Below are 13,846 nucleotides of genomic sequence, written 5' to 3'. Positions count from 1 at the left end.
TTCGTGCGATGCTCCGTCGCGCATTCGGGCAAAGGCCGACAGGGCAGCCGATTGCCTGGCGGCACAGTGAGCGGCCCCACTGAACGAGGCCACGCCGATGCGAATCCGCCGCGCAAGACGCTCTTCCCTGTTGCTTCCGCTCTTCCTGCTCACCGGCCCCGCGTATGCCAAGGGATGCCTGTTCCATCCGTCGCAGCACGCACCGCAAAAGGTGTCGTTCGGACTGGTCACGGTGCCCGCCGACGCCAAACCCGGCACGGTGCTGGCAGAGCGTCGGTCCACGCCCCGTCTGTCGTACGCCATCCGTTGTCCGTTCCCCACCCGCACCTCGATCCTCAACCTCTTCAAGACGCCCAGCGACATCGGCGGCGGCATTTACGACACCAACGTGCCCGGCGTAGGTATTCGCGTTTCGTTCGACTACGGCGGGGGTTCCTATGTCCTGGCGCCGGAATCCACATACATCGAGGGCCTTTACCACTCCCACCTCGGGGGCGCGAAGGTGGAACTGGTCGTCACCGGCCCGGTCACGAACCGGGGCGAACTCCGCACCGGCACGCTGGCCGGTGCTGGTTACGACGGACACGTGCAGGCCGTGGTCGAACTGGCCGATGCTCGCGTCAAGCCACAGGAAATGATGTGCCCGTTCCTGGCTTCGCAAGCAGCGGAAACGGTGCGCGCTCCGGCGCATGCCGGTGGTCCGGCATTCCTTGCCGTGGCGGGCGGGTCGTACCCGAGCGTGGTGTTCAAGGTTCGCGAGAGCGCGGAGGACCGGCTGGGGTGGCAGCTTCGCTTCGAGGAAGAGGCCGCGTCCGATCCCATGCTGCGGCACCTGGACATCGACCCGCTGTTCCGCCCGGCATCGGCGGCCGGCGGGCTCGATCCGCATGGCCTCCGGCGCTACTTCCGTGTCGCCATTCCGGATGATCGGCACACCGACTGGGAATACGTGAACCGTGTCGTGGCCAGCCTCGCGCAGCGGAACGATGTCGAACTCGCGTATCCGGATCTCTCGCCGGTGGTGTCGGGCGTGCACGATACCGCTGCCGGTCGTTCGGAGAGGCCGCTCCAGCCGCAGGCGGCCGCCGTCCTGCACGATCACACGTTTCGGCAGTTCTATCTCTATCCTGCGGATGCCGGTAACGGCATCTACATGCTCGGTGGCATCGACGCCCATTACGCCGCGCGCCTGCCCGGGGGCAGCGGCGATGGCGTCACCGTGGTCACCATGGAGCCCGGTGCGTGGGACCCGACCCATCCCGACCTTCCGCGCTCGGTGCGCAACTTTGGCGATTACCGCATCGATCACAACAACACGGCCACCGCCGGCATTCTCGCCGCGGTCGACAACGGCTTCGGCATCAGGGGCATCGCCAACCGCGCCGCGCTTGCCCACGCTTCGTCCGATGTGGGCAACTTCGTCGAACTCCGCGAATACCTGAAGCCCGGCGACGTACTCGTAACGGCGTTCGCGGCTGCTTCGGGGCCGATCGCCGGCTGCGCCACGAAATGCATGCTGCCGGTCGAGTTCATGCCCGCCTGGTTCGATGCCATCAAGGACCTCACGGATCATGGCATCGTCGTCGTCGAAAGCGCGGGAGACAGTGGCATCGACCTCGACCATCCTGCGTTTGGTGGCCGCTTCGACAGGAGCCTTCGGGATTCCGGCGCCATTCTGGTCGCGGGCCTCTGCGCGATGGACGCGAGGCGTTCGCCTTCCAGCAACTTCGGTGCACGCATCGACAGCGCCAGTTGGAGTTGCGGCGACGTATTCACCACGGCGGTAAAATCGCAGGATACCGAAGGGCCCGACATCGCGGGTTATACCGCCACTCACGCGGGCACTCCGGCGGCAGGTGCCATCGTCGCGGGGGCCGCGGCGAGCCTGCTGGGTTATGCGCGCGCCAGGAATCTCGCGCTTTCCTCCACTGGCGTTCGTTCCCTGCTCAATACGAGCGGCACGCCGCTGGCCGGGGGCGACTCGAGTACGACCGGTACCCAGCCGGACCTGAAGAAGGCCTTCGTGGACATCGACGACTGCGCGGGAAGCATCGCCCGCTGAGTGCGGCAAGGCGGGTGGGATGCCACCCGCCTTTGCGGAGCCTTGTCCAGAGTTGTCGTGCGCCGCGCAGGCTCCTACGCTCGTGTCTGGATACCCGGATACACGCACGATGCACCGCTTCGACCCGCTTTCCGTCAATCTTCCTCGCCGACGCTTCGTTCAGGGCCTGGCTATCGCCGGCGTGGGCGTCGGCTTCGGTGTCGTACGGCCGTCCATCGCCACCGAGGCCATGCATTCGATGCACGAGGTGCCGGGTCCGGATATCCGTCTCGGCATTCGTCGCGCGGCGGTGGACTTCACCGGCCGCGCGCGCAGCGCGGTGACGGTCGATGGCGGTGTCCCGGGCCCGGTCCTTCGCCTCAAGGAAGGCCAGTTCGCCACTGTGACGGTGCGTAACGAGCTGGACGTGGCATCGTCGATCCATTGGCACGGCCTTATCGTTCCCGCGAACCAGGACGGTGTACCCGGCCTCAGCTTCGACGGCATACCCGCCGGCGGGTCGTTCACCTACCGGTTCCCGGTGCGCCAGGCGGGAACCTACTGGTACCACGCGCACAGCCGCTTCCAGGAACAAAGCGGGCTCTACGGTGCGATTGTCATCGAGCCGAAGGACGGCGAACGCCATGCCGCCGACCGTGAGCACGTCATCCTCTTCAGCGACTGGAGCGACGAGGATCCGGAACGCATCTATGCGAACCTTCGCACGCGAAGCGGCCTGTACAACAGGGGTCGCCCCACCTTAGCCGAGTTCCTGCGCGACGCACGTGCCAAGGGATTCGGCGACGCGATGGCGATGCGGCGCATGTGGAACGACATGCGCATGGATCGCAGCGACATCGCCGACGTCTCGGCGGCGACGTATACCTATCTCGTCAACGGGGTCACGCCAGCCGGCAACTGGACCGGTTTGTTTCGTCCCGGTGAACGCATTCGCCTTCGCCTCATCAACGGCTCGTCGAATTCCATCTTCGACCTGCGCATTCCCGGATTGCGCATGCGCGTGATCGCCGCCGACGGGCAGGACGTGGTGCCGGTGGACGTCGACGAGCTGCGCATGTCCGCCGCCGAGACTTACGACGTGCTGGTCGAACCGCGCGACGATCGCGCCTATACGGTTTTCGCGCAGTCCATCGATCGCTCCGGCTATGCGCGCGCCACGCTGGCGCCGCGCCCCGGCATGTCGGCAGCCGTGCCGCCGCTCGACCCGCCGCCGCGCCTCGCGATGCGCGACATGATGGGGGCCATGGGCGACGACGCCACTTCCGGCGGCGGCATGACGATGGCCAGCCACGCGCGCACGGAATACGGCCCGGGCGTGGACATGCGCGTGGACATGCCGCGCACGTCGCTGGACGACCCGGGCGCTGGCCTGCGCGAACGCACGCATCGTGTGCTCACCTATGCCGACCTCCGCACCGAAGGCGGTCCGCTCGATCCAAGGGAGCCCGGCCGAACCATCGAGCTGCACCTGACGGGCAACATGGAGCGTTTCGTGTGGTCGTTCGACGGCCTGAAATTCTCGCAGGCGAAACCCGTGCACTTCCGCCGCGGCGAGCGCCTGCGCATCCGCCTCGTCAACGACACCATGATGAACCACCCCATCCATCTGCATGGCATGTGGAGCGAGATGGAAGCGCCCGACGGTGGCTTCCAGGTGCGCAAGCACACCGTGAACGTGCAGCCCGCGCAGCAGGTGAGTTACGCGGTAACCGCCGACAATCCCGGGCGGTGGGCTTTCCATTGCCACATGCTGTACCACATGGAAGCGGGCATGTTCCGCGAAGTGGTGGTGTCGTGAGAGCGCCCGCACTCCTTCTGTTAGCGCTGCTCCCGGGCCTTGCCGCCGCACAGGACGCGCACATGCAGCACGACATGGGCGGCCACCACGGCGGCGACATGACGATGGGGCCGATGCAGGGCGGCGACGCGCCGGAACAGGCCCGCAGCGGCGATTGGTCCGACGGCGTGCCGCCATCTTCGATGCACGACATGCACATGATGGACATGGACGATACGGCGCCTTCGGCCATGTTGTTGCTCGACCGCCTGGAGTCCTTCGCGGGCAAGGGCGGCCATGGCCAGTCGTGGGAAGCCGAGGGATGGTACGGCAACGACACGGACAAGGTGTGGCTGCGCAGCGAAGGCGAGCGGGAGGGCGGACGTCCGCACGACGGCGACGCGGAGCTTTTCTGGAGCCATGCGGTGGCGCCGTTCTGGGATACGCAGATCGGTGTGCGGCGCGATATCGGCCAGGGGCCGAAGCGCACCTGGGCCGCCGTCGGCGTGCAAGGGCTGGCGCCCTACTGGTTCGAGGTGGAAGCCACCGCCTACGCCGGCTCGCAGGGCCGCACGGCGGCGCGCGTACGCCTGGAATACGAACTGCTGCTTACGCAGCGTCTGGTACTGCAACCGGAGCTGGAGGCCCAGGCATACGGCAAGGACGATCCCGGAAGGGGTATCCGGGCCGGTGTTTCGCGCATCGAGGGCGGCCTGCGTCTGCGCTACGAGATCCGACGCAGCGTGGCGCCCTACGTCGGCATCGCCTGGGAGCATCTCACCGGCGGCACGGCCGATCTGGCCCGGGCCGATGGGCGCCGCGTCACCGATCGGCGCTGGGTCGCCGGCATTCGCATCTGGCTCTGAGCGTCATCGCGTCGCGCTGCCGTCACCGCCGCGCAGGGCGAACGCGGTGACGATGGCCGACAATGCGGCAAGACCCGCCGAGACGAGCATGACGGCGCGGAAGCCCGCCACGAAGGCGTCGTCGATCGCCCGGCGGGCCATCGCGTCGGCCACCTGGATGCCGGCCATCTTCGCCTTCTGCCCGACAATCTGCGCCGTCAGGTTGCCGGGCAGGTCGAGGGCGGCGAGCCGGGCATCGAGGGTGCCGTCGAACACGTGCGCAAGGACGGCGCCGAAGATGGCGATGGCAAGCAGACCGGCAGTGCGGGCCACGGCGTTGTTCACGCCGGAAGCCGTGCCGGCCAGCGAGGGCGACAACGCGTTCATGACGGTGGTGGTGAGCGGCGCCACGACGATGCTCATGCCGAACCCGAGCACACAGCTCGCCGGAAAGAACGTGGTCCAGTAGCTGTCGCCGACGCCGGGCACCGCATAAAGCACGAAGCCGGCGGCAGCGATCAGCGGCCCCACGACCAGCGGCAGCCTGGCGCCCACGCGGTCGACGAGCTGCCCTGTCCAGCGCGACAGCGAAAACATGATCACGATGAACGGAAGCAGCGAGGCGCCGGCGCCGGTCGCGCCATAACCCTGCACCTGGATGAGGTTCAGAGGAATGAAGAAGAGGCTGCCGCCGAGGGCCGCGTAGAGCAGCAGCGTCAGCGCATTCGCCGCGGCGAACGCTCGGTTGCGAAACAACGAGAGGGCCAGCATAGGCGCGGATGCGCTGCGCTCCACAACCACGAACGCGATGAGCGAGGCGACACCGGCCGCGGCAGCGGCGAGCACCGGTGCGGCTGTCCATCCCTTCGACGGTGCCTCGATAAGTGCGAAGACGATGCCCGCCAGTCCTGTCGTTGCCAGCGATGCACCGGCGATGTCCAGCTTTCCGGCATGCGCGCCGTGACTTTCGGGTACACGCCAGAGGCATAGCGCGACCAGGGCGACACCCAGGGGCAGGTTGATGAGGAATGCCCAGTGCCAGGACACGTGTTCGACAAGGTACCCGCCGATGACCGGCCCGGCCGCCGCCGTGATCCCGCTGAAGGCCGACCAGGTGCCGATCGCGGCGCCACGCCGCTCTTTCGGATAGGCGCTGCTGATGAGCGCAAGGCTGCCGGGCACGAGCAGCGCGGCGCCGAAACCCTGGATCGCGCGCGCACCAATGAGCGCGCCGATGGTGGGCGATGCCGCGCAGGCGAGCGACGCCAGCGTGAACACTACCGTGCCGACGACGAACACGCGTCGACGACCGAAGCGGTCGCCGAGAACGCCACCCACAAGGATCAACGCCGAGAGCAGCAGCGCATAGGCCTCCATGACCCACTGCGCGTCCGCGGTCGTCGCGTCCAGCGCCTGCTGGATGGCCGGTAGCGCCACGTTGACGATGGTGCCGTCCACGAACGCCATGCCCGAGCCCACGATGGCTGCGATCAGCGTCCAGCGGCGCGCGGCCTCGCTGCACGCGACGGACTCGTCGTCGGCGATCGCATCGGGCAAGGAGGGAGTGGTCGTTTCCATGGTGGGAGCCTAGCGCGTCGCGGGCCGGCATGCCTTGCACCTGTCGGGCACGGCATGACGGCGCACGAACGTGACATCCGATCCTGCGGATTGACAGCGCGAGCCATCGCGGGGACAGTCGAAGGTTGACGACTCGGGAGGGTGGGGCATTGAATCGACGTGATTTCGCCAAGACGCTGGCAGTGGCGGGTGCATTCGCCGGCGGTATGGGCGGCGCTCTGCGCGCTTCGGCCGCGGTACCGGCAGCCGTGAAGGCCAGACAGCATGTGGCCGTGGATCCGGCCCGGCTGCAATCCTTGCAGCAAGCGTTCCTCGACCTTCGCTTCGGCATGTTCATCCACTTGAACATGGCCACCTTCGAGGAGCGCGAATGGGGCGATCCGACCTTGTCGCCGAAGCTCTTCGATCCGAAACACCTCGATACCGACCAGTGGGCGCAGGCCGCGAAGTCCGCGAACATGGGTTACGCCTGCCTGACCACCAAGCATCACGACGGCTTCTGCCTCTGGCCCACGAAGACCGGCAGCGCGAATGTCATGCAATCGTCGTTTCCTCACGACGTGGTGCGGCGTTACGTGGATTCGTTCCGCAAGGCGGGGCTGAAGGTCTGCCTGTACTTTTCCATTCTCGACCTGCGCCAGGACATCCGCGCGCGCACCGTCACGCCGGAGAAGATCGCGCTCATCAAGGCGCAGCTGACCGAGCTGCTCACGAACTACGGGCCGCTCACGGCCCTGATCCTGGACGGTTGGAATGCCTCGTGGTCGCGTATCTCCTATGCGGAGTTGCCGTACCGGGAGATCTACGACCTCGTGAAATCGTTGCAGCCGGACTGCCTGCTCACCGACCACAACGCGGGCAGCTATCCGGGCACCGCGCTCTACTACACCGACATCAAGCAGTACGAACAGCATGCCGGCCAGAAGATCCCGCCGGGCAGCCCGGTGCCCTCGCAATCGGGCACCACGCTGCAAAGCGACTGGTTCTGGAAGAAGGCTTATCCGACATCGGAACTCGCGTCGGCGAAGACGATCGTCGAGGAATGGCTCGTGCCGTTCAACGAGAACCATTGCAACCTCATCCTCAACGTGGCCCCGAATCGTGACGGCCGCTTCGACGACAACGCGGTGGCGCGCCTCGCCGAGATCGGCAGGCTCTGGAAGAACACGGGGCCGGCACCGAAGATCGGTCGATCCGTCACGATCACCACACCCGACCTCGCCGCGGGCAAGCCCGCCTGGGCGAGCGCGAGCGACGAGGCGGTGGGTCCGGACCAGGCGTTCGACGACAATTTCCGCAGCTACTGGCTTGCCGACCGAGGCAAGGACGACGCATGGATCGAGGTGCGCTTCGACGGGCCCGTGTCGTTCAACACGCTCTCCATCGTGGAGCCGTTGCACGCGGAAGGCTACGGTGACGCGAGCCGCATCACCGCCTACAAGGTGGAAGTGGAGCGGGACGGTGCCTGGACCGAACTCGTCGCCGGCACGACGCCGGCGCCGTACCAGTTCCATGAAATCGAGCGCACCACGGCCAGGCGCGTCCGCCTCAGCGTGAAAGGCAGGCAGCCCGGCATCACGGAATTCGGCATCTACGACGAGCCCCGCTGATCCGTTCACACCTTTAAAACCAGGGGCTTGCCACCATCTATGCCATTCAGACGCCGAGCGCCGGGAGGTAAAGGCCATGGCAACCGGATGGGCGGGCGACACCGCCGTACAGGACCAGATCGACGCTACCGTGGACGACGCGGTGAAGCGTGCGCGCAGCCGCATGGCGAAAGGGCCCAGCCTGGAGCGCTGCGAGGAGTGCGACAAGCCGATCCCCGAAGCACGGCGCAAGGCCGTGCCCGGCGTGCGTCTGTGCGTGGCCTGCCAGGAGCTGGCCGACCGTGAGGAAGCCAGCTTCAGCGGCTACAACCGCCGGGGCAGCAAGGACAGCCAGCTGCGCTGACGGGGCTGTCATCTATATGTAACCATATGAAAATAAAAGATTAATTATTCGGCTCGGGCCTAAAGTTGCCGAATTTGCGGCCGACACGGGGGCATCCCCGTCCCTCGAGTCCGCCATGCGTTTCCCCCGAATACAGCTCCGCACGCTGACGCTCCGCGCCCGGCTGACGCTTCGCCTTGCCGGTACGGTCCTCCTGTTGCTCGCCCTTTGGATCGTGGGTGGTCTCCAGCTACGCGCGGCCGATGCGCGCCTGCAATCGGTCGTCGGCGACACGCTCTCGCCCGTGGCCGCGCTCGGCCACATCCAGAACGACTACAACGACCTGCTCGACGCATTGGTCCACGCCACCCTGACCCGGTTGCCGTCCGCAGCCGACGATGCCGTGACGTCGATCCAGGCTGATCGCAAATCCATCGAGCGCCAGTGGAAGGCCCTGGAGGCCAGCGGCCTTGGCAAGGAGCAGGGCAAGCTGGTGGCGCTCGCGTCGGCGCACCGGAAGGAAGCGGACAAGGCCGTCGATGCCGTCATCGAGCTCCTGAAGGCCGAGCAGTACGATCTCGCGCAACTCCAGTTATCCAACGACGTGCAATCGGCGGTCGTGCCGCTGAAGAGCGATTTCTCGAACCTGTTCGGTCTCGCCGTGGACGGCGGCAACGCCGTGGCGGAGGCACAGCGCGCGGACATCGCGCGCGGAGAAGTCTATTCGTCCGTCCTTCTCGGTATCGCGCTGCTGCTCGCGAGCGCCATCGATATCGCGATCATCCGGTCGCTGGGCCGCCGCCTGCGCCAGGCCGTTGACGTCGCGGCAGCCATCGCCGGCGGCCGCATCGGCTCCCGTATCGATGTGGGCCGCGAGGACGAGATCGGCCGGCTGCTCGCGTCGCTCGCGGCGATGGATGCGCAGCTTGGCAACGTCGTGGTCCAGGTACGCGACCGCGCCGACCGCGTGGCGGAAGCCGCCGCAGGCCTGGCGCGCGGAAACGATGCGCTGAACGAACGCACGCGCTTGCAGGCCGGTCACGTGGAGCGCACCACGCTGTCCATGCGCGAGATGGCCGACGCCGTGGCCGGCGGCCTCGACCGGGCGATCGCCGCGATCGGTGCCGTGCGCGAAGCGCGCGCGATGACGGACGAAGGTCGACGCGTGGCCGCCGATGCGATCGGAAACATGCGCGCGATCCAGGAAACAAGCCAGCGCACGACCGAGATGCTCGACCTCGTCGATCAGGTGGCGTTCCAGACCAACCTGCTGGCGCTCAATGCTGCCGTGGAGGCGGCGCGTGCCGGGGAGCACGGTCGCGGCTTCGCCGTGGTGGCGTATGAGGTGCGCGAACTGGCACAGCGTTGCGGCACAGCCGCGCGCGACATCCGTGGGCTGATCGGCGCGAGCGACGAGGCCGTGCAGGCGGGCGTCGCCTCGGTCAACCGTGCGGGCGAAGTGCTCACCGGCATCGGCGAACGCGTGGGCGTGCTCGCGACGACGGTGGCGTCGCTCGCGGACGCCACGCGCAGTCAGACCGACGGCATCGCGCGCGTCGATGACGCCATCCGTGGCATCGACGACGCCGCTCGCGAAAATGCCGCCCTCGTCGAACATGCCGCGGCCGCCAGCCGCGCCATGCGCGAGAGCGCCGGCATCCTGCGCCGGGAGGTCGCCTACTTCACCCTCGCCGATGAATGAGCCGGGCGGGAGGCTCAGCCCTTCGCATAGTCGAGGCTGGGATACCAGTCGGGCGAGCGTCCCTGCGGAAGGCAATCGATGACCGTCCACAAGGGCATCAGGTCGGGCGCACCGCGGGGATCCTGCCCCGGGTCCATGGTCTTGCCGTCCATCTCGCCCGACCAGAAGTGCCGGATCGTGCCGTCGCGGCGTGTAAACACGTTGAAGGCGGGTTCGTCGCCGCCGTTCTCGCCGATGGCGAAGTAGTCGCGGCTGAAGTTGCCGTTCGCATCCGAGTACAGCTTGAGGTGCCGCCAACCACGCTCTTTCGCGAACGCGACCATGCGTTCGATGGGCGAGCGCGAGATCACCCCCAGTGCCGTGTTCTGCTCGATGTCGCGGGCTTCGCCATCCCAGGCGCTCAGCAACGAGGTGCACATGGGGCAGGGACGATCACGCTGCGGTCCGAACATCCAACTGTAGGTGACCAGGCTGGGCTGGTCGCCGAACAGTCCGGCAAAATCCACGGGGCCATCGACCCCGACGAAGCGATAGTCGCCGCGCACTTCGCCGCCGGGCGGAAGGGCGCGGCGCATCTCGGCCACGCGCTCGATGTGGCGACGAAGCTCGATCTCTTCCGCCAATAAGGCGGTGCGGGCCTTGCGGTAGGCGGCGCTCTCATTCGGTACGCGAAGCGCGCTGCGGGCCGCGAGTTCGGCAGCCGGTACAAGCGAACGGTTCGTCATGGCATGTCTCCTGCGGTCAGTCGCGATCGGGGGCGCCGAGGGGGAAGAACGAACGGTAGGGGCGGGCTTCGTCGACGGCGCGTGCGAACGAAGGCCGGGCAAGCAGTCGCCGGCGGTACGCGTGCAGGTGGCGGAAGCGCGCATCTATCGCGTGCGTCCAGTCGGCATAGAACAGAAAAGGCGCGGCGCCGCAGTCGGCCAGCGTGAAGCGGTCCAGGACAGCCCATTCACGGCCTTCCATGTGCCTGTCGAGCCAGGCATAGGCGAGCTCCAGCATCTCGCGCGCTTCGCCCACGCCATGCGGATCGCGCAAGCCTTCGGGACGTATCGCATTGAACACGATCTTCTGCTGGGGCGTGGAGATGTAGTTGTCGAAGAAGCGATCCATGCCGCGGACGTCCAGGGCCTCCTTCGGGTCCCGCGGAAGCATCGGCGTGGGGCCTGGGTGGTAGAGATCCAGGTATTCCACGATACAGGTGGCCTCGGTAATGGTCCGCTTTCCGTCGACCAGCACCGGGAACCGCTTCAGCGGCCAAAGTTCGGCGAACTCCGCGTAAATCTCGGGGTGCTCCGGCGAAAGCATTTTCCACTCGAACGGCGTGCCGTTTTCGTAGAACGCGACCAGCGCCTTCTGGCAGTAGGACGAGAAGGGATGGGCATAGAGTTTCAGGGACATCGTTACCACCGGTTCGTGGAGGGCCTGACCATGCGTCGAACGAGTGCCCCGGAAATCGACAGGCTATGATCGGGCGTCATCCGGGAGAAAGGCGAATGAAGGTCGCGCTCGTGGGCTACGGAACAGCCGGACAGGCCACGGCCATCCTTCTGTCGGCGCAGGGTCACGACGTTACCGTGTTCGAACGGAGTTCCATCCTGGGACCGGTCGGCGCGGGCTTTCTGCTCCAGCCGACGGGGCTCGGCGTGCTCGCTCGCATGGGACTCGCCGACCGCGCGGAGGCGATCGGCCAGCGCATCGACGAGCTGCACGGCAGCACGTGGCGCGGCCGGCGAGTGATGGCGATGCGCTATGCCGACCGGCGCCCGGGATGCCATGGCGTCGGCATGACGCGCGGCGCGTTGTTCGAGCTGCTCCGCGCGGCCCACGTCGGCGCCGCGCAGGTGCGGACGGCCACGACGGTCGTCGGTTACGACGATCGCACGCATACGCTCACCGACGCCCAGGGGGAGATCCATGGGCCCTTCGATCTCGTGGTCGCGGCGGACGGTGCCCATTCGGCATTGCGCGCCGCCTGCGGCACACACGTCCGGCGCGAACGCCTCTATGCGTGGGGCGCGGTCTGGTGCCTCCTGCGCATCGACGACTGGCCGTCGCCCACGCACCTGCTGCAACGCTATGCCGGTACGCGCTCGATGATCGGCATGCTCCCGGTCGGCACGCGTCCCGGTCATGACGGGCGCTGGATGACCTTCTACTACAGCCTTCCGGGCGAGACAGTGAGCCGCTTCGACGAGGCGGGGTTGGCGGCGATGAAGTTGCGGGTCGCGGAAATCTGGCCGGAACTCGAGGAGCACGTGGCGCACCTGGACCAGGCGGACGCGCTGCACAAGGCGCGATATCGCGACGTCGTGCTTGCGCGACCGCGGCATGGACGCATGGTGGTGGTCGGGGACGCGGCGCACGCCATGAGCCCCCAGCTCGGCCAGGGCGTGAACATGGCCCTGCTGGATGCCGCCGCGCTCGCGGATGCGCTGGCAGCGCAGCAGAACCTGGACGAAGCCCTGGACACCTACGTTCGTGCCCGCCATCGCCATGTACGCATGTATCAGCGCATGAGCCGATGGCTGACGCCGCTGTTCCAGTCCGATCACTCGGCGCTCGGCTGGTGCCGCGACCTGCTGTTCGATCCCATGGCGCGTCTTCCCGGTGCCCGTCGTCCCATGTCCAGCATCCTCACCGGAGAATTGTTTCTGCCTTCCCGCCCGGGTGCCGGACGGGAGCCGGCCGATGCGGACGTCGCCACGCCATAGGAATATCGGCCAAACCACGCCCATTGTGTCCTGGCGCGAGCGAACATCGCGCCTCTAACCTTCCCGCATCGGCGAAAAGGAGCGCTCATGAAACGCCTGTTCATCGGCATCGCACTATCCGTGTCCATGGCGCTGGCCGTGCCGGCCACCGCGAGCGTGCCCGTCTGGGGCGCGAAGGCTTCCAGCCCGGCGGATACCCCACCCGCGGACCTCAAGCCGGGCGAATGGATCTGGGGCGGACGTCCGGTCGGCGCGGGCCCGATGGCGGTGATCGTCAGCCTCACCGAGCAGCGCGCCTATGCCTATCGCAACGGCGTCCTCATCGGCGTCACCACGGTGAGTACCGGTCGGAAGGGGTACGAAACGCCCACGGGCGTCTTCACGATCCTGCAGAAGGACAAGGACCACCACTCGAAGAAGTACGACAACGCGCCGATGCCCTACCAGCAGCGGCTGACCTGGGATGGCGTGGCCTTGCATGCAGGCGGCCTGCCCGGTTATCCGGAATCGCACGGTTGTGTGCACATGCCCACCGAGTTCGCGCGCCTGCTGTTCGACGCCACCAACATGGGCATGACCGTGGTCGTGGCGGAGCAGGGCACCGCGCCGGTCACCGTCGTGCATCCGAGTGCGGTGATCCCCATCGACCCGCGCAACGGGTCGGACCTCGACCTGGCGCCCCTTGCGTCGGGCGAGCTGTATCGATGGACGCCCGAGGCGTCGCCGGCCGGCCCCATTTCCATGGTGCTGAGTGTCGCCGACGGCACGGTCTTCGTTTTCCGCAACGGAATCGAGATCGGCCGCAGCAAGGTCCAGGTGACCGATCCCCTTACCGGCACGCATGCCTTCATCGTCGCGGCGGGCTACATGCCGGATTCGCCGAATCGCGCGGGCCTGCGCATGCCCAACTGGATCACCATCGGCATTCCGGGTCACGGCGACGAAGCGGGCAAAGTCGTGGATGAAGCGCTGGTGGATCGCGTGGCCGTGCCGCGCGAGTTCATGGAGAAGGTGCTGCCGTTGCTGTCGCCCGGCTCCGTGCTGCTGGCCACGGACGAGAGTATCCAGCCTTCGACGACGGGGCCGAAGGTAAAGGTGATCGACTCGAATCCACCCGGGGTGTAACGGCACCCGCGCACCACGAGTGGCCAGGAATTTTCGCGTGACGGATGCGTGAAAACGAGACACGGATCACGCTTTCGGTGCTAGCGTTGGTCCCGGCAGGAAAACGGCGTG

11 protein-coding genes are annotated in these 13,846 nt (G+C 67.1%); 8 read left to right on the top strand and 3 right to left on the bottom strand.

Going from position 1 to position 13,846, the window contains the following annotated elements; genetic code table 11:
• Positions 1-97: 97 nt before the first annotated feature.
• The 3 genes from HBF26_RS15885 (at position 98) to HBF26_RS15875 (ending at position 4,705) form a co-directional block, all read left to right on the top strand.
• Positions 98-2,062: a S8 family serine peptidase gene (locus HBF26_RS15885; RefSeq protein ID WP_167128651.1), complete on the top strand. Its 1,965-nt coding sequence runs from the start codon at positions 98-100 to the stop codon at positions 2,060-2,062.
• Between the two features lie 109 nt (positions 2,063-2,171).
• A complete protein-coding gene (locus HBF26_RS15880) occupies positions 2,172-3,860 on the top strand; it encodes a copper resistance system multicopper oxidase (RefSeq protein WP_167128648.1) in 1,689 nt (562 codons plus the stop codon).
• A gap of 62 nt (positions 3,861-3,922) precedes the next feature.
• Positions 3,923-4,705, top strand: coding sequence for a copper resistance protein B (locus HBF26_RS15875; RefSeq protein ID WP_193569935.1), 783 nt, complete (start codon positions 3,923-3,925; stop codon positions 4,703-4,705).
• Between the two features lie 3 nt (positions 4,706-4,708).
• On the opposite strand, the gene HBF26_RS15870 is transcribed toward HBF26_RS15875, so the two are convergent.
• On the bottom strand, positions 4,709-6,262 hold the full coding sequence (locus HBF26_RS15870) for an MFS transporter (RefSeq protein WP_167128645.1): 1,554 nt from the start codon (positions 6,260-6,262) through the stop codon (positions 4,709-4,711).
• Between the two features lie 149 nt (positions 6,263-6,411).
• Here HBF26_RS15870 and HBF26_RS15865 point away from each other — a divergent pair, with 149 nt between their 5' ends.
• The 3 genes from HBF26_RS15865 to HBF26_RS15855 all read left to right on the top strand — a co-directional run bounded on the left by HBF26_RS15865 (position 6,412) and on the right by HBF26_RS15855 (position 9,896).
• Positions 6,412-7,872: an alpha-L-fucosidase gene (locus HBF26_RS15865; protein WP_205287659.1), complete on the top strand. Its 1,461-nt coding sequence runs from the start codon at positions 6,412-6,414 to the stop codon at positions 7,870-7,872.
• 76 nt (positions 7,873-7,948) lie between these two features.
• A complete protein-coding gene (locus HBF26_RS15860; protein WP_167128642.1) occupies positions 7,949-8,215 on the top strand; it encodes a DksA/TraR family C4-type zinc finger protein in 267 nt (88 codons plus the stop codon).
• A 115-nt stretch (positions 8,216-8,330) separates the two neighbouring features.
• A complete protein-coding gene (locus HBF26_RS15855; RefSeq protein WP_167128639.1) occupies positions 8,331-9,896 on the top strand; it encodes a methyl-accepting chemotaxis protein in 1,566 nt (521 codons plus the stop codon).
• Positions 9,897-9,910: 14 nt separating this feature from the next.
• On the opposite strand, the gene HBF26_RS15850 is transcribed toward HBF26_RS15855, so the two are convergent.
• Complete coding sequence (locus HBF26_RS15850; protein WP_167128637.1) at positions 9,911-10,621, bottom strand: DUF899 family protein; 711 nt, start codon at positions 10,619-10,621, stop codon at positions 9,911-9,913.
• 16 nt (positions 10,622-10,637) lie between these two features.
• On the bottom strand, positions 10,638-11,297 hold the full coding sequence (locus HBF26_RS15845) for a glutathione S-transferase family protein (protein WP_167128634.1): 660 nt from the start codon (positions 11,295-11,297) through the stop codon (positions 10,638-10,640).
• A 95-nt stretch (positions 11,298-11,392) separates the two neighbouring features.
• Between HBF26_RS15845 and HBF26_RS15840 the strand changes: the two genes are divergently transcribed.
• Positions 11,393-12,610 (top strand): FAD-dependent oxidoreductase, encoded by a 1,218-nt coding sequence (locus HBF26_RS15840; RefSeq protein WP_240151382.1) that lies wholly within the window; start codon positions 11,393-11,395, stop codon positions 12,608-12,610.
• Positions 12,611-12,697: 87 nt separating this feature from the next.
• Positions 12,698-13,735, top strand: coding sequence for a L,D-transpeptidase (locus HBF26_RS15835; RefSeq protein WP_167128628.1), 1,038 nt, complete (start codon positions 12,698-12,700; stop codon positions 13,733-13,735).
• Positions 13,736-13,846: the final 111 nt, after the last annotated feature.

Source organism: Luteibacter jiangsuensis (assembly GCF_011742555.1).
GTDB lineage: Bacteria > Pseudomonadota > Gammaproteobacteria > Xanthomonadales > Rhodanobacteraceae > Luteibacter > Luteibacter jiangsuensis.
The sequence above is the reverse complement of the archived record's forward strand: the minus strand, read 5'-3'. Positions and strand labels throughout refer to the sequence as shown.

Bases quoted from the DNA above. Each gene is read 5' to 3' on its own strand.
- HBF26_RS15885 (WP_167128651.1), top strand. From the start codon at position 98: ATGCGAATCCGCCGCGCAAGACGCTCTTCCCTGTTGCTTCCGCTCTTC.
- HBF26_RS15880 (WP_167128648.1), top strand. From the start codon at position 2,172: ATGCACCGCTTCGACCCGCTTTCCGTCAATCTTCCTCGCCGACGCTTC.
- HBF26_RS15875 (WP_193569935.1), top strand. From the start codon at position 3,923: ATGCAGCACGACATGGGCGGCCACCACGGCGGCGACATGACGATGGGG.
- HBF26_RS15870 (WP_167128645.1), bottom strand. From the start codon at position 6,262: ATGGAAACGACCACTCCCTCCTTGCCCGATGCGATCGCCGACGACGAG.
- HBF26_RS15860 (WP_167128642.1), top strand. From the start codon at position 7,949: ATGGCAACCGGATGGGCGGGCGACACCGCCGTACAGGACCAGATCGAC.
- HBF26_RS15855 (WP_167128639.1), top strand. From the start codon at position 8,331: ATGCGTTTCCCCCGAATACAGCTCCGCACGCTGACGCTCCGCGCCCGG.
- HBF26_RS15850 (WP_167128637.1), bottom strand. From the start codon at position 10,621: ATGACGAACCGTTCGCTTGTACCGGCTGCCGAACTCGCGGCCCGCAGC.
- HBF26_RS15845 (WP_167128634.1), bottom strand. From the start codon at position 11,297: ATGTCCCTGAAACTCTATGCCCATCCCTTCTCGTCCTACTGCCAGAAG.
- HBF26_RS15840 (WP_240151382.1), top strand. From the start codon at position 11,393: ATGAAGGTCGCGCTCGTGGGCTACGGAACAGCCGGACAGGCCACGGCC.
- HBF26_RS15835 (WP_167128628.1), top strand. From the start codon at position 12,698: ATGAAACGCCTGTTCATCGGCATCGCACTATCCGTGTCCATGGCGCTG.